The following is a 17,921-nucleotide window of genomic DNA, read 5'->3' as shown; positions in this document are numbered from 1 at the left end:
GTTCAGTCATGGCCGGGTCACCTCTTCCAGCAGCTCCAGCACATGCCGGTACTGGGAGCCGGTGGCCCGCGTCATGCCCAGTTCGCAGGTTCTGTTGCAGGAGGCGTGGGCAGCAGCGTCCATGTCCGCCACGTCCGCTGCCTGACGTGCGGTTGCCGATGCCGTCAGTTCCGGATGCAACATGCCCCTGTCGCCGGCGAACGCACAGCAACCCCAGTTTTCGGGGATGTCCACACGCTCCGCCACGGCCCCGGCCACCACTCCCAGCGCATCATTGAGACCCATCCGCGTAGAGGAGCAGGTGGGGTGCAGCGCCAATGATGGGAGCTTTTGGTGATCGGGCAACCGGGGCAGTATCCGTTCGGCGGCAAAGTCCACGGCGTCAACGATTCGCAGGGGAAGCCGGCCCTCTGCCGGGACTTCGGATTCCACCGCCTGGCGCAGGCCTTCCGTGCAGGACGACGCATCGCAGACGATGGGCAGCTCGCCGTCACGGGTTGCTGCCCGGAGTGCTCCAGCAGTTTTGGCTTTCATGGTTTCCAGACCATCGACCATCCCTTTAGAGGACCACGGCGTGCCGCAGCACAGGCCGTCGATACCTTGCGGCACCAAAAGCGTGAGGCCTGCCCGGGCAGCAAGCTGCTCCAAGCTGTACTGCACGCCGCGGCCGGGCGATTCGGGCGCACCTGCCGGGCCGGACCCCGCGGGCCCGAACATGGTGTTGACGCAGGCGGGGAAGTACACGGCGTCAACCGGCCCTGCGGGGATAGGGCGTTTTCGCACTGGACCTCCCCCTGGAAGCTCCACAGAATAGAGCGGCACGGTATCTGCGCCCAAGACCGCCCGCGCTGCCTTGTTGGGCGGCATGATCACGGCCGCAGGAACCTTGTCCACCACCATCAACGCAAGAGCCGCGCCGCGGGTGACACCTTCCCAATGCTTGGCTGCGGCGTTCCACGCACCGTTGGTGAGTTTGCCGGCGTCGTTCTTCCTCAGGCGCTTCACCAGCGAACCTGTGTTGATGTCCACTGGGCAGGCAGTTTGGCACATGCCGTCCACGGCGCAGGTGTCCACCGACTCGTACCCGTAATCCCGCTCCAGCTCTTTCACCAAGGCCACGTCCCCGGCCAATCGCGCAGATTCGATAGCACGCAGCGTGACGATTCTCTGGCGCGGCGTGAGAGTGATGTCCTTGCTGGGACACACCGGCTCGCAATAGCCGCAGGAAACGCAGCGGTCCACTTCTTCCGCCACGGGCGGCGCTGTCTTGATGTGCCGGAGGTGCGCCACTGGGTCCTCATCCATCACCACACCGGGGTTCAGCATGCCGGCGGGGTCGAAGAGGCGCTTGATGGTGCGCATGACGTCGTAGAGCTCGTCGCCGTATTGCCGGCGGACGAACGGGGCCATGACCCGCCCCGTGCCGTGCTCGGCCTTCAGTGATCCTCCTTCGGCAAGGACCAGGTCCACCATGTCCTCGGTGAAGGCGCTGTAACGGTCCAATTCCGAGGTCGAGGCAAAGCCGTCGGTCAGCATGAAGTGGACGTTGCCGTCCTTGGCATGGCCGAAGATCACACTGTTGCTGTAGTTGTATTTTTCAAACAGCCCTATGAGGCCCCTGCTAGTGCGGCCCAGCACGGGCACCGGCACCACAATGTCTTCCAACAGTGCTGTGGTGCCTTGAGGGCGAGCGCCGGCCACGGAAGCATAAAGTCCCTTGCGCAGTTGCCACAACTGACCGCGCTCCCGTGGATCGGCGGTGAATCGCGCCGGGGCGGACAAGCCAAGGCCCTGCAGGATTTCCGAACCGTGCCCTTGAAGCTCTTCCAGCTCGCCGGCGCTGCCTGCGGAGTACTCCACCAGGAGGGCGGCATGGTCACGGACCGCTATGTCATGGACGACGGCGGGCGTTCCCTTGAGCGTCTGGCCCACCTTCAGGGACAACGCATCCATGAGTTCAATGGTGGCGGCTCCCGTTTCCACCAGCATGGGCAGCGCTGCGTTTGCTGCCTCAAGATCCGGGAAGACCAACAGACCCGTCGCAGCATGCTGGAGCCGCGGAATGGTGCGGAAGACCGCCTCAGCCACGAATCCCAGGGTGCCTTCGCTGCCGATGATCAGATGCGCCATGATCTGTATCGGGTCCCGGAAATCCAGCAGGGAGTTCAGCCCGTAGCCCATGGTGTTCTTCATGGAAAACTGCTGCCGGATCCGCTGGGCAGAGTCCGGGTTGCTCCGAACCCGCTCGGCCAGCCGTGCCAGGCCCTGGTACAGCTCCGGCTCAACGGTGCGGAGCTTTTCCCCGGCGTCCGGCGCCCCGGTGTCGATGACCGTCCCCGAAGGCAGCACTACGGTCAGGGACTCCAAGGTGCGGTACGTGTTATCCACGGTGCCGCAATTCATGCCCGAGGAATTGTTGGCTACCACCCCGCCCACCGTGCACGCCGCCTCGCTGGCCGGATCCGGCCCGAACTTCCGGCCTTAGCGTGCGAGCCTCGCATTCAGTGCCCGAACGGTAACGCCTGGCTGGACGCGGACCCGGGCGCCGTCGTCGAGCACTTCAATGTTCCTGAAGTTCCGGCGAACATCCACCAGCACACCATCGGTGACAGCCTGTCCGCTGAGGCTGGTACCGCCGGAACGGAACGTGAGCGGCACGCCCTGAGCTGCGCTGGCACGCAGCAAACCTCCGACGTCGGCGGCGCTCTCAGCCGTGACCACAGCCTGGGGGATCAACAGGAAATGCGAGGCATCATGGGCGTTCGCGTGAAGATCGATGGCCCGGATACTTACGGCGGCGGGATCCTGCACCGCAGCGCGGAAGCCAGACACATCAAGAGAAGCCACGAGGGCACCATCCAATCCAGTACGGGGGTGGCCTGCATTATCTCAGCAGTTCAGCCGCCTTCAGGGCTCGGCGCCCCGCCGCCTAGTCGAAGAAGCCGACGATGTAGCCGATGAAGAACAGGAGCGTGAGCAGCACGCCGGCACCGATGGCTGCGAGCCAAAGAAACTGCGTGCCCTTCCTGGGGCCGCCTTCGTCGTGGCCTTGGGGACCGGCTGTCGATGCTTCGCCGGGAGGAGTCTCTCCAGGGGGCACTCCCCCGCCCGGCTCCAGGCCGGTGAGCTTGTCCTCATACGGGTCGGGGTTGCTTCCGGACACATTCACTCCTCGATCGCAGTGCTGGTGCTGTGTTCAAGGTTATAGGGCCGAGGTGCCCGGGCCTAGGTGCTGGGGCCTAGGCTCTGGGGTCGAGGTCCCTCATTGCCGCATCCCGCGTCGACGTCCGCAGCCGGTACAGGGACGTAGTGGCCGTGATGTAGAGATCTTGACCGTCCGCCCCGCCAAAGCAGAGATTGGACACCTTTTCAGGAAGCTCGACGGCGGCCAGCAGCGCAGCGTCGGGGGCATAGACGCGCACCGACGAGCCCGCAGACGTCCACACGCGGCCCTCGACGTCCACGCGGAAACCGTCCGACGCCGCGTCGTCGTCGAGTTCAACGAACGTGCCGCCCTTCCCGCACGAGCCACCCTCCACCGGGTAAACAGCAATCCGGAACGGCACTCCGTTGCCGGGCCCCGCCGTGTCCGCAACGTAGAGGAGCGATTCATCAGGGGAAAACGCGAGCCCGTTGGGATGCACCATATCCGTGACCACCGGACTCAGTTCTTCCTTCGCCGGGTCGAAGCGGAACACATAGCAACCTCCGTATTCCTGCTCGCCCTCGTGGCCTTCCACCGTCCCGGGCAGGATCCCGTAAGGAGGATCGGTAAACCAGACCGTGCCATCCCCCGCCACCACAACGTCGTTGGGCGAGTTGAGCCGATGCTCACCGAACGCTTCAATCATGGGCGTCACCACGCCGTCGTGATCCCGCTCAACACGCCTGCGGCCGTGGCTGCACTGCACCACGCTGCCGTCGTGGTGCAGGGTGCGCCCGTTGGTGTACTCGACGCCGGTGGCGTATTCGCGCGTCGCTCCGGTGCCGGGAGAGAACTCGAGAATCCTGTTGTTGGGGATGTCGCTCCAGCGAAGTGTCTGCGACTGCGGAATCCACAAGGGACCCTCGGCCCAAATGGTACCTTCAAACAACTTTTCCAGGGTGCCCGTGATCAGTTCTTCCATACGTTCGAGACTAATCGTTCGCGGGTTCCGAGCTGGGCTTCCGAACCCGTTCTTTGGTGCGGATCTTTCCGTCCGCGGGCATCACCAGAACCGCCACTACCGTGAGCACAGCGCTGACGAGCACCGCCAGGAAGACGGCTGAGGACGCGAGGGTGGTGGTTTGCGGATCGGGACCACCACTGGGACCGCTGGCATAGATGGCGTTGGCAATGGCGCCGAAAACGGCCACTCCGATGGAACTGCCGATTGACCGGGCAAAGAGGTTGGTGCCGGTGACTACGCCGCGTTCATTCCATTCGACGCTGGTTTGCGCGGCAATGAGGCTCGGCGTTGCCACCAGGCCCAGCCCGAGCCCTACGATGAAGCAAGCCACAGCCACCAGCAGAATATTGGGTGTGGAAGCAGTGAGGGCTAGGACGGCTGCGCCGATCACCGTGATGGAGATGCCGATCATGGCCGTGTTCCGGAATCCGATGCGGAGATAGAACCGGCCGGCTTGCGAGGCACTGATGGGCCAGCCAATGGTCAACGCAGCCAAAGCGAGACCGGCCAGAAGCGGTGAGGTCTTCAGTGACCCTTCCAGGAACGTTGGGACGTAGGTAGTAAGCCCGAGCATGACTGCACCAACGCCGAAAGAGATCATCGCCGTGGTGGCCAGCAGCCTGCGGGAGACCACCCAAGGTGGCAGGATGGGCTCTGCAGCTTTCCTTTCCACCAAGAGAAACGCAACGAACAACAAAGCTCCGCCGGTAAAGACGTAGATGCTGATCGCCGAGTCCCAGGCCCATGCCTGGCCGCCCTGAAGGGCTCCGAGGATGAGCAGGCTCAACGAAACCGTCAGCAGCCCCGCTCCCAAGTAGTCGATCCTGTGCTTGGTCCGCTCCACGTTCTCGTGGAAAGTACGGAGGAGCATCCAACCAGCCAGAAGGCACAGCGGGATGTTGATCAGGAAGATCCACCGCCAGATACCCAGCGAAGCGAAGACCCCTCCAAGCGTTGGACCCACAACAGAAGAGACCGCCCACACACTGGCCAGATATCCCTGGACCTTTGCCCGTTCCGCCAGGGTGTAGATATCGCCGGCAATCGTGATCGCCACGGGCTGGACCGCGCCGGCCCCGAGCCCTTGGAGCACACGGAAAGCAATGAGTGCCGGCATGCTCCACGCCAGCCCGCAGAGAATCGAGCCAAGCAGGAACAGGCCAATTCCGCCCAGGATCATCGGCTTGCGGCCCACCACATCCGAGAGCTTGGCGTAAACAGGTACGGACACTGCCTGCGCCAAAAGGTAGGCGGAAAACAGCCAAGGGAACGAGGCAAAACCGCCGATGTCCGCCACGATGGACGGCACTGCCGTGGCAACAATGGTGGCATCGATCGCCACCAAACCCGTGGCCAACATCAGTGCAATCAGAATGGGTCCACGGCGGGACCGGAACCCGACTCCCTCGTCAGTAGCTGTGCTCATGTACTCGCCTTCACGTCGTCATCACTGGTTGCGTTCTTCATCGCGTAACCCGGCAAGGCGGAAAATTAGTCCCTGAAACCGCGACGGCGGGCCACCCGGTGGTTCCGTGAGGAACCAAGGTGACCCGCCGTCGTCGTCGTGAACTTGCTGGACGTTAGTCGTTGATCAGATCGTGAACCACGATGGTCTGGTCGCGGTCCGGGCCGACGCCGATTGCCGAGAAGCGTGTTCCGGAGAGCTTTTCAAGGGCCAGCACGTAGTTGCGCGCGTTCTCCGGGAGGTCTTCCAGGGTGCGGGCGCCGGTGATGTCCTCGGTCCAGCCGTCAAAGTACTCGAAGACGGGCACTGCGTGGTGGAACTCGGTCTGCGTCATGGGCATTTCGTCGTGGCGCACGCCGTCAACGTCGTAGGCAACACAGACCGGGATCTGTTCGATGCCCGTGAGGACATCCAGCTTGGTGACGAAGTAATCCGTGAAGCCATTCACGCGGGCAGCGTGGCGGGCCAGGACGGCGTCGTACCAACCGCAGCGGCGGGGACGGCCGGTGTTCACACCAAACTCACCGCCGGTCTTCTGCAGGTAAACACCCATGTCGTCGAACAGTTCCGTGGGGAACGGTCCGGCGCCAACACGGGTGGTGTAGGCCTTGATGATGCCGATGGACCGCGAGATGCGGGTGGGACCGATGCCCGAGCCAACGGACGCGCCGCCAGCTGTGGGGTTGGACGAAGTGACGAACGGGTACGTGCCGTGGTCAACGTCCAGGAACGTTGCCTGGCCGCCTTCCATGAGCACAACCTTGCCCTCATCCAGGGCGTTGTTGAGGACAAGTGTGCTGTCAATAACCAGCGGGCGCAGACGCTCGGCGAAGGACAGGAAGTACTCCACGATCTCGTCCACCACGATGTCGCGGCGGTTGTAGACCTTGACCAGGAGTTCGTTCTTCTGGCGCAGCGAGCCTTCCACCTTCTGGCGGAGGATGGACTCGTCAAAGACGTCCTGGACGCGGATGCCCAAGCGGGCCACCTTGTCCATGTACGCCGGGCCGATACCGCGGCCCGTGGTGCCGATGGCTCGGCTGCCCAGGAAGCGCTCGGTCACCTTGTCCAGCACCTGGTGGTACGGGGCAACCAAGTGGGCGTTGGCCGAAACGCGAAGACGGGAGGTGTCCGCGCCACGGGCTTCAAGGCCGTCGATTTCCTGGAAGAGGGCCTCCAGGTTCACCACGCAGCCATTGCCGATAATAGGGATTGCGTTGGGGCTCAGGATGCCCGCGGGAAGGAGCTTCAGCTCATACTTCTCACCGCCAACAACCACGGTGTGCCCGGCGTTGTTACCGCCGTTGGGCTTGACCACGTAGTCAACGCGGCCACCGAGCAGATCGGTTGCTTTGCCTTTGCCTTCGTCGCCCCACTGGGCTCCGACGATCACGATAGCGGGCATGGGATCCTCCCCCATTCTTTCGGGCCCAAACCCAGCCGGATGACCAGGACTAGACGCCGTACATGAGAATGCCCCGACGTAGCTGGTGCAGCCTGCCCAGAGGCACGGCATACGCAAGAGTTTCGGGGCTCTTACCAGCCAAGTTTAGCCGATCCCAGCGGTTTCTCTGGTGTTTGGCTGGCGTTGGGGCGCCGTTGTGGATAAGTCAAGGAACGGCGAGCGCCACAGGACCAGCCGCGGAACTGCCCAGTTGCAGGCTCAGCAAGCCGGCACTGTCCACCAGCCCCACTCTGATGGCCGAGACCTTGTACTCCCCCGCCGCCGCCGTAACATCCGCCGGTTTGGTCCCGGGCCAGCTTTGGTCCGGTTGAACATTGACGTTGATGGCCACCAGGGTCCGGACTGCCGTCAGGAGGGGCCCGACGGCGTTGATCACCGGTGTGATCAGTAACTGCAGGCTTGCGCCCAGGTTGGTGACGAGGCCGGCGTTGAAGATGGTGGCGTTGAGGACGTTCTTGACCACGTTGTTGGTACCGGTCAGGAGGATGGAGGTGACGGGTGTGAGCAGGGCGGCTACGACGCCCCCGATGTCCAGGCCCAGAACGTCGGCCGTGACAACAGGGGCCACCGCGGTCCCATCGAGGAACTGGCCAAGGGTGGACGGCCCGATCTTCACCCCGATGGTAGCCGCGTTCAGGCCTGCCAGTTTCAGCGTGATGTTGGTGTTCGCATTCAGTGTGATGGACCGCAAGGCCGTGGTGAGCGCGGTGAGGACCCGGTTCTTCCACGAATCCAGCAATGCCGTCACCCTGTTGGTCACAGCTGTTGCCATGGCTGCGTCCAGGACCACAGCATGATTTGCTTCCATGCCGTTCAGACCCAGAGTGCCGCCGGCCAGCGAGGCGATGTTGACCCTGACTGTGCCCGTCCCCAGGTTGACGGTCACAATGCCATCGGTCATGGACTCGGTCATGAGGGCAGTGACCCCGGTGAGGTCCGGGGCGGACAACGTGGCAGTAGTGCTGATGGATCCCAGCTGCAGAGTGCCAAGGACAGGGTTGATGAGCGCAGAAATACCGTTGCTGATCCCGGTGGTCAACCCTCCGGTCCCCAACAAGGCATTCAGCTGTGTGGGCACGGCACCCACCAGCGAAGCACCCTGAGTGGAGAGAGTACCCACTGCCGGAATTGCTGCGTTCAGGTCCAAGCCTGCAATGCCGTATTGGCGCTGCACCTCAGGGGTGGGATCCAGCGTGGGCCATCCGTTGATCATGTCGCAGCCGTCCAGCTGAGACGACGAAGCTACTGCCCCCACGTCCAGCGTGACTCCAGCCAGCGAGGCCGGGACGATGTTGCCCAGATTAACGGAGGCCGATTTCGGCGCTGTCGCCGCCCCCTGCGCTGTCCCGGCTACGTCCACGGCACCGGTCTGATCCGATACCAAACCGGACGCGCCATGTGCTTGGCCACTGTTTTCGGAGCGGGCCCATTGTGTATAGGTGCCCACTCCGCCCACGGGCAAACCGAGTCCCAGGCCCACCGAGATAGGACTGCTGCCCAGGACCGAGACCGGAATCTTGGTGACGTAAGCGTCCGTGGTTCCGGGAACGGGGGTTGCGGACAGGGGCGTCCTGGTGGCGGTGGTGCCGTTGTTCAGCACCGTCAGGCCCTGGACTCCTGCCACCGTGTCCAGGTTGGTGTTCAGTACGGTGCCCTGCAATTGCCTGGCCCAGGACTGGTTGGTGAACATGGCGTTGGTGCTGCAGTCACCCGGCGAGCTGACGCCGACGGCGCTTCTCACCCATTCGTTGTCTGTCCAGGCAGCGGTGGTGACGCTGGTTGTCGCAGCGAGCGTAATGGCTGCAGTGGCTGCTACGAGGACAAAGCGGCGCGGCCGGTTCAGAACCCGGCGGAAGATCTGCCGTGCCCTCATGTGCCCTGCCCTGAAGTTTCGCGCGGGTCTGAAGTTTCGTGCGGGTCCACAGGTTCGCGCGTGCGCTTCAGCATGGTCAGGAGGGCAGCCCCCACAAGGAGAAGCCCGCCACCAGCGAAGAGTGCCGGCAAAGACGAGGCACCCGTATCCCCCAGCGGATCGCGTCCGTCCACCGAGGTGTTCCCGTCAGCGGGCGGTGGCGGCGCAGGTGCGCTCCCGCCGTCGTCGTCTCCCATGGCAGTGATCCCGATTCCCAAGGTGAGCTGGGCACCCTCCGGAGGTGCGCTGTTCAGCGGTTTACTCAGTATGAAACGCAGGTAGGGCGATGTTCCGGTTTGCAGGTCCCTCAGCGGAATCCGCACGCTTTGGTCCCAGGCTTCCAAAGTGGTGGCGGCGATCCGGGGGGTCGAACCCGGCGGACATTCCAGCTGTTGGTTGAGCCCGCTGTTGCCCTGCCAGGGAGTGGCGCACTCGTCCACCGCGATGACGTAGCCACCGGCCCCCGCCAAACCACCTCCGGCCGTGAGCTGGAGCGTGGACGTTGCCTGTGGCTTCTCTAGGGACAACCCGATCTGCCAGGAGAAGGAGTCGCCGGCGTCGAGCGCGGGAAACTCCAAAGGGTATACGGATGAGGAGAGCCACAGCAGGCCGGGCGTGCCGTTCTCCGGAACCGGGATGAGCTGATCGGCAGCTTTGGCGGGGAGCGCAAACGTCACTGCACACACGACGGCGGCACACGCCGCCGCTGCCTGCATCCACCGTTTCACTGCTTGCGTCCACGGTTTCACTGCTCAATCACCTCCCTGTTGATTCCTTGCGCGGAATTGAATCCTTGCGGGACGAATCCTTGATGGGGCCGGGTTACCCCTTGTGCCGGGCAACCCGTTTGGGCCAATACGCCCACACCACCAGCACGGCCACGGCCAAAGTGGCCCCGCCAATGAAACCGGGTCCCCTCATGGCCATCACCCAGGAGCCGAGAGCAGGGACTGTTGCCAGCACCTTCTGGGCTGTATCTACCTCGTAGGGCAGCGGGTCCTCGGAACTGTTGGCGTCACCCTTGAGTCTTAGCGATGCCCCGGAACCGCCCGGCTCCACCGATACCACCCGGTGCGTTACCAACACCCCGGATTCGGAACGCTTCACTGACACGACGTCACCCGGAACCAGGGATTCGGCCGGCACCTGAACGGTGAGCGACAAAGCTCCCACGGGATAGATCGGTTCCATGGAGCCTGTCCGAAACACCACGAACGAGGCCTTGTAGATGAATCCCAGTACCAACGCCACAATGCACAGCAACCCCAGGAGGGCCACCGCAGTCAGTGCAACCTCGCGTGAGACCTTGAGGACCCGGAAGATGACGGGCCAGAAACCCGCCCCTCCCGCGGCAGGGGCCGCAGGCGGCAGCGGGAACGAGCTTCTGGTCCGGGTCAAAGGCTCTGTCACAGAGCTTGGCTACGAGCCGGCGATGCTGGTGAACCTCCACAGCGGGATGGTCTGCTTGCCCTGAAGGGTCACGTCGGTCACCGTGGCCGGGAGCGTGATGGCGAAGCAGACATCCACTGCGGCGCCCGCGGTAGCTGCGTCCGCACCCTTCGGCAAGGAGATGGCTACGCCGGACGTGGTGGTCAACGGCACACTGGCACCTGCGGAACCCACAATGTCAGTGCCACCGGTCAAGGTACCCGCTGCGCAGTCCAGCTGGCCGACTCCATACACTGCGCGGACGGTCAAGGCGTTGTAGAGGGCCAGGGAGTTGTCAGTGGTGTCAGCGGCCGGGGCCGTTCCGCCAAGCTTGAGGGCTTCAGCGAGGGTGGCGGTCAGCGCTTCCGATCCCGCTGCAGCCCTGAGCTGCATGGGTGCGTAGGCTGTATCGCCGGGCTTCAGGGCGGCCGAGATAGCACCGAAGGTCAGGGCGCCATCGTTGTCTCCACCCGCGGAAGAATCCGGCGCCGTGGGGATGTTCGGCTTGTCGCTCCACAGATCAGCCCCACCGCCGTTGGTGTTCGTGAACGTGTTCTGCTCCATGTGGTACGTCAGGGTACCGGGGCCGTTGTCCCCACCTGAATTACCGAAGATCCACTCATTATCCGTCCAGGCAGCCAAGGTGAATGCTGCACCAACGCCCAGGACAAGTCCGCCGGCAAGGAGCGCCCGGACCTTCGTGGCCTTATTGGATGAAGTTTTTGCAACCATTTTTTCTTACCCCCACGGTAGGTGACACTGAGACCTGAATCTGGTGGGGTGGCCATACGGTTTCCCCCGAAACCGGTGGTTTCACAGCCATTATGTGCGTGAGAAAAACGGCGTCGGGCTGGAGTGCACTTTAGGGTTAACCGCCTGCTACGAAGTGCAGCGCCGCTTCAGCAAGGGCCGGCCATTCCTGGTGCGAAGTGAAGGGGACTTCCACCCAGTCTTTGTAGGGGCGGTTCCTTCCGGACGGGTCAAAAAGTGCGGCGCCCGGAAGTGCCAGCGCCGGGGCAAACGCTTGACTGTCCCGCCCCAGCTTGAACACCACTTTGTCTCCGTTGAGGCAGGCCAGCGCTTTGTTGTTCAGCATGAGCGATCTCGCACCGAACATTTTTCCCAGCACCACGCCGGCCGGAGCCAGCTCGGCTCCCAGACCTTCGAAAGCGTCAGTGGCGGCAGCGGACGTCCCTGGTTGATCCATACGCCGCATCATCCCGCACGGTGCCTGCCGGCGTCGAGACGCCCGACACGTTTCCGGGCAACACGCCAGGTCGCATTTAAAGGGCGCGCCGAAGAGGGCCCCGTTCACCCCCATAGTCCGGTAAGGTTAGTTAGCCCCCAACAGCACCCTTTGAGGTTCGGCTGCGGCATGCCCGCGGCACCTCGGAACGGTGCGCTGTAACACCTAGGAGACCTAACCCCTGATGCAAGAACTGGCGACTGAATCACCCGAAGAAATCCTCTGGAACCGCCGTTACGAACCGCACATCGCCGAGGTCAACGAGCTGTGCGACTCCATCAAGGTGCAGAAGCCGGGCAGCGAGGTCCTCTACATCGACCCCGCGCACAGCATGGATGACTGCCGAATCGTCAGCCTTTTCTCCAATCAGCGCACCAACACCGGCGAGGGTTTCATCAACCCGGGCGACGAAGAAGCCACCACCCGCATGCTGGGCATGCAGTGGCAGCTGGGCCTGCGCCCCGAGCTCATGATGCCCTGGAATGCGTACCCCTGGATCGAACCTTCCGAGGAACCGGGCAAGCTGACCCCTGCCAACATCACCGAGGGCCTCAAGCCGCTCCTGCGCCTTCTGCAGCTCCTTCCGCGCACCTCCGCCCTGGTGGCACACGGCAATGAGGCACACCGCCTCGCCGATCAGCTCATGAAGGCCGCACCGGCCAGCATCGCACGCCGCGGCTTCAAGACCTTCAAGGTCCGCTCGCTCGGTGGCCGCTCCTTCGCTGGAACCCCTGCCCGCCAGCAGGAATACTTGGACGCCATCCACGGCGCCTACGCCGAGGCCATGGCCCGTACGGGAATTCCCCGCAAGGCCTAGTTAGCACGAGTTTAACGACGGCGGCTCTCACCTTTTTGGTGAGGGCCGCCGTCGTTGTTGGGGTGCTTTATTCGGGTGCTTTGGGTGGGGCGTCTTTAGCTGACCAACATGCTGCGGAGGTCCTTCAGGATCAGCTGTGCGCCTGTGGGGCCGAGGCCGAGGAACCAAACGTCATCACTGACTGACTTCGCCTGGCCGGCCTTGACTGCGCCGAGCTTGGGCCAGACAGCGCCCTCAACCACGGCCGTCTCGCCGGTGGCGGCCGGATCGCCGTAGCTGCTGTAGAAGATCCAGTCGGCATCGCCTTGTTCGATGTTCTCGGCCGAAATCTCGGCAGCGAGTTCATCGATGTTCTGGTTCTCCGGACGGGACAGGCCTGCGTCCTTCAAAATGACGCCAATCAGCGACTTGTTCGCGTACAGGCGGATCTTGCCGGGGAGGAAGCGGACCAAGGAGATCTTGGGGTCTCCCTTCACGTCTGCCTTGAGTGCGTCCGCTTCGGTCTGGTAATCGTTGAGCGCCTTGACGGCCTTGTCCTCTTCGCCCAAGGACTTGCCCACCAGCAGGAAGTTTTCCTTCCACGGGAAGCCCGGGCGGATGCTGAAGACCGTGGGAGCGATCGTGGACAGCTGCTTGTACAGCTTGTCGGCCCGCAGCTGGCTGCCCAGGATGAGATCCGGCTTGAGCGCAGCGATTGCTTCAAGGTTGAGGGCCTGGATGGTGCCCACCGAGGCCACATCCTTGACCTTGTCAGCCAGGTACGTGGGCACAGGGTTGGCACCTTCAGTGGTGGCCATGCCCACCGGAGTGATGCCGAGGGTCACCACGTCATCCAGCTCGCCGGTGTCGAGGACCACCACGCGGGTGGGCTTCTTCTCCAGGGTGGTTTCCCCGTTGGCGTGCTTGAGGGTTCGCGGGAAAACGCCCGGGGCAGCGTCCGTGCCGAGTTTGGCCGTTTCCTGGTCCGCAGTGGTGAACTTGGAACCGCCCGTGGCAACATCGGCGTTGCCGGCGGCCGAACCTGATCCACCGCTGGTGCCGCAGCCTGCGAGGAGGCCCACGGCCACGGCGGCGCCGGCCACCTTCATCGCAAGCTTGCGCACTGCATTTTTGCGATGAGGGGATGCCCTAGTCGGCCGTACTTCAAAATCGTCATTTTTCACTGGGTAAGGCTAACCTAATTAAGGCACACTTCTGTGACGTTGTGACAACAGTCACGGAATAGCCGTCTTCTTAATGCCCCTCCTCGAAATGGTCCCCTGCTGTGTCCCCATCGGCGACGTCATGTCCCAAGTAGCCGCTCCGGCGCGTCCGGCCGCAAGCGCCGCTGCCATACCCGGCGTCGTCAATAGATCCCGCTGGCGGATTTTCTTCCTGGTTCTCGCCGCGACAGTCCTCCTCGGCGCCGCTGTGTTAAGTCTCGGCGTCGGAGCCAAGTTCATTCCAGCCACCACGGTCCTTGAAGCGTTCACCAATCCTCAGGACACGGCGGATCACGCCATCATCTTGCAAAATCGGCTGCCGCGCACTTTGATGGGCATGGCCGCGGGAATTGCTTTGGGCGTTGCCGGTGCACTCATTCAGGCCATTACACGGAATCCGCTGGCAGACCCCGGCATTCTGGGCGTCAACGCCGGCGCTTCTTTTGCCATGGTGATTGCCATCGGAGTCTTCGGCGTCGGCTCGCTCAGCGGCTACATCTGGTTTGCGTTCCTTGGCGCCATCCTCACCACGGGAGCCGTCTACCTGATCGGGACCTCCGGCAGGAACGTGGTGAACCCCATCAGGCTGACCTTGGCCGGTGTTGCCTTGGGCGCGGTCCTCACTGGTATCGGCTCAGGACTCACCCTCCTGAACCCCAAAGCTTTTGACCACTTGCGCTCGTGGAGCATCGGATCGCTGGACACCCGAAGCATGGAGTCGGTCTTCACCGTCCTGCCGTTCATGGGCGTTGGCCTGCTGGTGGCATTGTTCTCCGTCCGCGGGCTCAACGCCGTGGCGCTGGGCGACGACCTCGCAACCTCCCTCGGGGCCAACGTCAACCGCACCCGGATCCTGGGGGTCGTGGCCATCACGCTTCTCAGCGGAGCCGCAACGGCCGGAGCAGGCGCAATCGGATTTGTGGGGCTCATGATTCCGCACGTGGCCCGCTGGATCGTGGGTCCGGACCAACGCTGGATTCTGGCCACCACGGTACTGCTCTCCCCTATCCTGCTGCTGGTATCGGACGTGCTGGGCAGGATCGCCGCTCCCGGCGAACTCCCAGTGGGCGTGGTGACGGCATTCATCGGGGCACCGGTGCTTATAGCGCTGGCGCGGCGCCGGAAGGTGAGCGGGCTGTGACCCGGCTGGACCCCGGCAGCCACCTCGACTTTGGCCGGTCCACAGTCCTGCTCCGCACCCGTGCGCTGAGCCTCCGCTTCGATCTCCGTAGCATCCTCGTCTGCCTGCCGTTGATCCTTGCCGCACTGACCGTGGCCGTCATTTCGCTGGCCACCGGCGATTACGACGTCACCGTCCAGCAAGTCCTCCAGGCCTTCACCGGCGACGCCCCTGGACTGGCCCAAACAATCGTCATGGAATGGCGGCTCCCCCGGGTGCTTTCGGCGCTGGTGTTCGGCGCAGCCTTGGGAATGAGCGGCGGAATTTTCCAGTCCATGACCCGCAACCCCCTGGGCAGCCCGGACATCATCGGCTTCAATACCGGCGCTTACACCGGCGCGTTGATAGTGATGCTGACCGTTGGCGGCGGCTATCTTGGCGTTGCTGCAGGCGCCTTGGTTGGCGGCATCCTCACGGCACTGGCCGTCTACTTGCTCGCCTACCGTCGCGGCTCCCAAGGTTTCCGGCTCATTATTGTGGGCATCGGTATCAGCGCGATGCTGGCCGCCCTTAACCATTGGCTGATCTTGCAAGCCGAGCTCGAGGCCGCTTTGGCGGCAGCTGTTTGGGGAGCGGGGTCCCTCAACGGCATCACGTGGGAGCAGGCGGCGCCTGCCGCCGTCGTGGTTGTTGTAGTTGGCTTGGCCACGCTGGCAGTCGCGCGCCGCATGCAACTTCTGGAAATGGGCGACGACGCCGCACGCGCTTTGGGCGTCCGGGCGGAACCCACGCGTCTGCTGTTGCTGATCCTGGGCGTCGCACTGACGGCAGCCGTCACTGCCGTAGCCGGGCCCATCGCTTTCGTTGCCCTGGCCGCTCCGCAGCTTGCCCGTCGGCTGACCCGGAGTGCCGGCATCACGCTGGTGCCCTCGGCAGTCATGGGCGCTTTACTCCTGGCGGCAAGCGATCTCGCGGCCCAGCGTTTGTTTGCCCCGATTCAGCTGCCTGTGGGCGTTGTGACGGTGTGCATTGGCGGTATCTACCTCGTCTGGCTGCTGGCCAGGGAAGCAAGGAAATCATGAGCCTCATTACAGCCGCACCTCAACTCCACGCCGAAGCACTGACCATCGGCTACGAGCAACGCATCATCTCCGAGAACCTCAACGTGCGCATCCCCGAGGGCAAATTCACGGTGATCGTCGGGCCCAACGCCTGCGGTAAATCCACGCTGCTGCGCGCCCTGGCCCGGCTCATCAAGCCCCGCAGTGGACAGGTGTTATTGGACGGCAAGTCCGTGACCTCGCTTCCGGCGAAAGAGCTGGCACGGCGCCTCGGATTGCTGCCGCAGTCCTCCATCGCGCCCGACGGCATCACCGTGGCCGACCTCGTTGCCCGCGGCCGCTACCCGCACCAGAAGTTGCTGCGGCAATGGAGTGTGGCGGACGAGTCCGCAGTGGTGGAGGCCATGGAGGCCACCGGCGTCTCTGCCCTGTCCGGACGGCTCGTGGACGAACTTTCCGGCGGCCAACGGCAACGCGTGTGGGTGGCCATGGTCTTGGCCCAGCAGACCCCGCTCATGCTGTTGGACGAGCCCACCACCTTCCTTGATATCGCGCACCAGATCGAGCTGTTGGAACTCTTCCGCGAGCTCAACTTGGACAAGGGCCACACGCTGGTTGCCGTGCTGCACGACCTCAACCACGCCAGCCGCTACGCAGACCACATCATCGCCATGAAGGACGGCGCGGTGGCGGCCGAGGGCGCCCCCGCTGACGTGATCACCGAGTCCTTGGTGGAGGAAGTGTTCGGGATGGCCTGCCGGATTATTGACGATCCCGTGACGCACACGCCGCTGGTGGTTCCGTTGGGAAGGCCGAGGCACGCGGCGGTCACGGACTAACGCTGTTCTCCGCCTCAAGCCCTTAACGACGACGGCGGCCCTCACCTTTTTGGTGAGGGCCGCCGTCGTTGTCTGCTTGGTTCCTAGCGGGCTTCGAGCGCTGCCTTGGCTTTGGGGTCCGAGTCGTTCAGGAACTTCTCGATCCGCTCCGGCTCCTCAGCTTCACCGATTGCCGATGCCGCCCGGCCCAATGCGTAGAGAGCACGCAGGAAGCCCTGGTTGGGCTCGTGCTCCCACGGGATGGGTCCGACGCCACGCCAACCGTTGCGGCGCAGCGAATCCAGGCCGCGGTGGTAGCCCACACGGGCGTAGGCGTAGGACTCGATGGTCCGGCCCTCGTCCCAGGCTTCCTCGGCAAGGATGGCCCATAGAAGAGACGACGTGGGGTTCTTGGCCACCAGGTCCAGCGCCTCGTTGCCGAGTGCCAGGTGCTGGTAGATCTCGGTTTCGGCGGGCAGGAGCGTTGGCTCCGGCCCCATCAGGTTTCTGCGGAATTCGTCGGACATTAGAAGGTCTTGCCCACCGATCCGAGCTGCTGGGCAGCTTCAACCAGACGCGCGGCCATGCCGGCTTCGGCCGAAGCACCCCAAACGCGCGGGTCATAGCTCTTCTTGTTGCCCATTTCGCCGTCGACCTTCAGGACGCCATCGTAGTTGGAGAACATGTGCCCGGCCACCGGACGCGTGAACGCGTACTGCGTATCGGTATCGATGTTCATCTTGATCACACCGAAGGAAACAGCATCAGCGATTTCCTGCTCAGTGGAGCCCGAACCGCCGTGGAAGACCAGATCAAACGGGTTTTCCTTGCCGATCTTCGCACCCACCTCGGCCTGGATCTGCTTGAGCAACTCCGGGCGGAGCTTCACATTGCCCGGCTTGTACACACCGTGCACGTTACCGAACGTCAGCGCGGTCAGGTAACGGCCATGCTCACCGGCACCCAAGGCCTCAATGGTGGCCAGGGCGTCTTCGGTGGTGGTGTACAGCTTCTCGTTGATTTCGTTCTCAACACCGTCTTCTTCGCCACCAACAGTGCCGATTTCAACTTCAAGGATGATCTTCGCAGCAGCAGCACGTTCCAGCAGCTCACGGCCGATCCGCAGGTTCTCCGACAAGGCCTCGTGCGAGCCGTCCCACATGTGCGAGTTGAAGATCGGGTCCTTACCCGCCTTCACGGCCTCCTCGGACGCGGCCA

Annotated in this window: 16 protein-coding genes and 1 pseudogene; 4 read left to right on the top strand and 13 right to left on the bottom strand. The window is 63.6% G+C overall.

Annotation, left to right across the window (positions count from 1 at the left end; translation table 11 throughout):
* Positions 1 to 6: 6 nt before the first annotated feature.
* From CQ020_RS22550 to CQ020_RS22505, 10 genes and pseudogenes are all read right to left on the bottom strand, one after another.
* A pseudogene (locus tag CQ020_RS22550) lies at positions 7 to 2,847 on the bottom strand (FAD-binding and (Fe-S)-binding domain-containing protein).
* An 82-nt stretch (positions 2,848 to 2,929) separates the two neighbouring features.
* The gene (locus tag CQ020_RS22545; protein WP_024819372.1) at positions 2,930 to 3,163 is read right to left on the bottom strand and encodes a DUF6480 family protein; all 234 of its coding nucleotides are present in this window, start codon (positions 3,161 to 3,163) and stop codon (positions 2,930 to 2,932) included.
* A 76-nt stretch (positions 3,164 to 3,239) separates the two neighbouring features.
* Entirely contained in the window at positions 3,240 to 4,127 is an 888-nt protein-coding gene (locus CQ020_RS22540; RefSeq protein WP_105694086.1) for an SMP-30/gluconolactonase/LRE family protein, read from the bottom strand.
* Positions 4,128 to 4,137: 10 nt separating this feature from the next.
* Positions 4,138 to 5,595, bottom strand: a complete 1,458-nt coding sequence (locus CQ020_RS22535; RefSeq protein ID WP_105694085.1) for an MFS transporter — start codon at positions 5,593 to 5,595, stop codon at positions 4,138 to 4,140.
* 154 nt (positions 5,596 to 5,749) lie between these two features.
* Positions 5,750 to 7,039, bottom strand: a complete 1,290-nt coding sequence (locus CQ020_RS22530) for an adenylosuccinate synthase (RefSeq protein ID WP_024819369.1) — start codon at positions 7,037 to 7,039, stop codon at positions 5,750 to 5,752.
* Between the two features lie 205 nt (positions 7,040 to 7,244).
* Positions 7,245 to 8,972 (bottom strand): choice-of-anchor G family protein, encoded by a 1,728-nt coding sequence (locus CQ020_RS22525; RefSeq protein ID WP_105694084.1) that lies wholly within the window; start codon positions 8,970 to 8,972, stop codon positions 7,245 to 7,247.
* Positions 8,969 to 9,760, bottom strand: a complete 792-nt coding sequence (locus tag CQ020_RS22520; RefSeq protein ID WP_181151998.1) for a hypothetical protein — start codon at positions 9,758 to 9,760, stop codon at positions 8,969 to 8,971. The genes CQ020_RS22525 and CQ020_RS22520 overlap by 4 nt, the downstream gene beginning before the upstream one ends.
* Before the next feature lie 73 nt (positions 9,761 to 9,833).
* Positions 9,834 to 10,421: a signal peptidase I gene (locus CQ020_RS22515; RefSeq protein ID WP_258142165.1), complete on the bottom strand. Its 588-nt coding sequence runs from the start codon at positions 10,419 to 10,421 to the stop codon at positions 9,834 to 9,836.
* Positions 10,422 to 10,430: 9 nt separating this feature from the next.
* On the bottom strand, positions 10,431 to 11,171 hold the full coding sequence (locus CQ020_RS22510; protein ID WP_105694083.1) for a SipW-dependent-type signal peptide-containing protein: 741 nt from the start codon (positions 11,169 to 11,171) through the stop codon (positions 10,431 to 10,433).
* Between the two features lie 136 nt (positions 11,172 to 11,307).
* Complete coding sequence (locus tag CQ020_RS22505; RefSeq protein WP_105694082.1) at positions 11,308 to 11,646, bottom strand: hypothetical protein; 339 nt, start codon at positions 11,644 to 11,646, stop codon at positions 11,308 to 11,310.
* Between the two features lie 223 nt (positions 11,647 to 11,869).
* Between CQ020_RS22505 and CQ020_RS22500 the strand changes: the two genes are divergently transcribed.
* Complete coding sequence (locus CQ020_RS22500) at positions 11,870 to 12,502, top strand: hypothetical protein (protein WP_024819365.1); 633 nt, start codon at positions 11,870 to 11,872, stop codon at positions 12,500 to 12,502.
* A gap of 95 nt (positions 12,503 to 12,597) precedes the next feature.
* Here the strand turns inward: CQ020_RS22500 and CQ020_RS22495 are convergent, their stop codons facing one another.
* Entirely contained in the window at positions 12,598 to 13,590 is a 993-nt protein-coding gene (locus CQ020_RS22495) for an ABC transporter substrate-binding protein (protein ID WP_105694081.1), read from the bottom strand.
* 163 nt (positions 13,591 to 13,753) lie between these two features.
* On the opposite strand from CQ020_RS22495, the gene CQ020_RS22490 reads away from it, so the two are divergent.
* The 3 genes from CQ020_RS22490 to CQ020_RS22480 are packed head-to-tail and all read left to right on the top strand — an operon-like array spanning position 13,754 to position 16,724.
* Entirely contained in the window at positions 13,754 to 14,845 is a 1,092-nt protein-coding gene (locus tag CQ020_RS22490; protein WP_105694099.1) for an iron chelate uptake ABC transporter family permease subunit, read from the top strand.
* The gene (fepG, locus tag CQ020_RS22485) at positions 14,842 to 15,906 is read left to right on the top strand and encodes an iron-enterobactin ABC transporter permease (protein ID WP_105694080.1); all 1,065 of its coding nucleotides are present in this window, start codon (positions 14,842 to 14,844) and stop codon (positions 15,904 to 15,906) included. The genes CQ020_RS22490 and fepG overlap by 4 nt, the downstream gene beginning before the upstream one ends.
* A complete protein-coding gene (locus CQ020_RS22480; RefSeq protein WP_105694079.1) occupies positions 15,903 to 16,724 on the top strand; it encodes an ABC transporter ATP-binding protein in 822 nt (273 codons plus the stop codon). Before fepG ends, CQ020_RS22480 begins: the two co-directional genes overlap by 4 nt.
* An 83-nt stretch (positions 16,725 to 16,807) precedes the next feature.
* On the opposite strand, the gene CQ020_RS22475 is transcribed toward CQ020_RS22480, so the two are convergent.
* Both CQ020_RS22475 and fbaA read right to left on the bottom strand, forming a co-directional pair.
* Positions 16,808 to 17,230 carry a DUF3151 domain-containing protein gene (locus CQ020_RS22475; protein WP_105694078.1) on the bottom strand — a complete coding sequence of 141 codons (423 nt, stop codon included), beginning with the start codon at positions 17,228 to 17,230 and terminating at the stop codon, positions 16,808 to 16,810.
* Positions 17,230 to 17,921 (bottom strand): class II fructose-bisphosphate aldolase (gene fbaA / locus CQ020_RS22470; RefSeq protein ID WP_105694077.1); only part of this gene is annotated, 692 nt, incomplete at its 5' end. The genes fbaA and CQ020_RS22475, both read right to left, overlap by 1 nt.

This window comes from Arthrobacter sp. MYb23 (assembly GCF_002979775.1).
Lineage (GTDB): Bacteria > Actinomycetota > Actinomycetes > Actinomycetales > Micrococcaceae > Arthrobacter.
The sequence above is the reverse complement of the archived record's forward strand: the minus strand, read 5'-3'. Positions and strand labels throughout refer to the sequence as shown.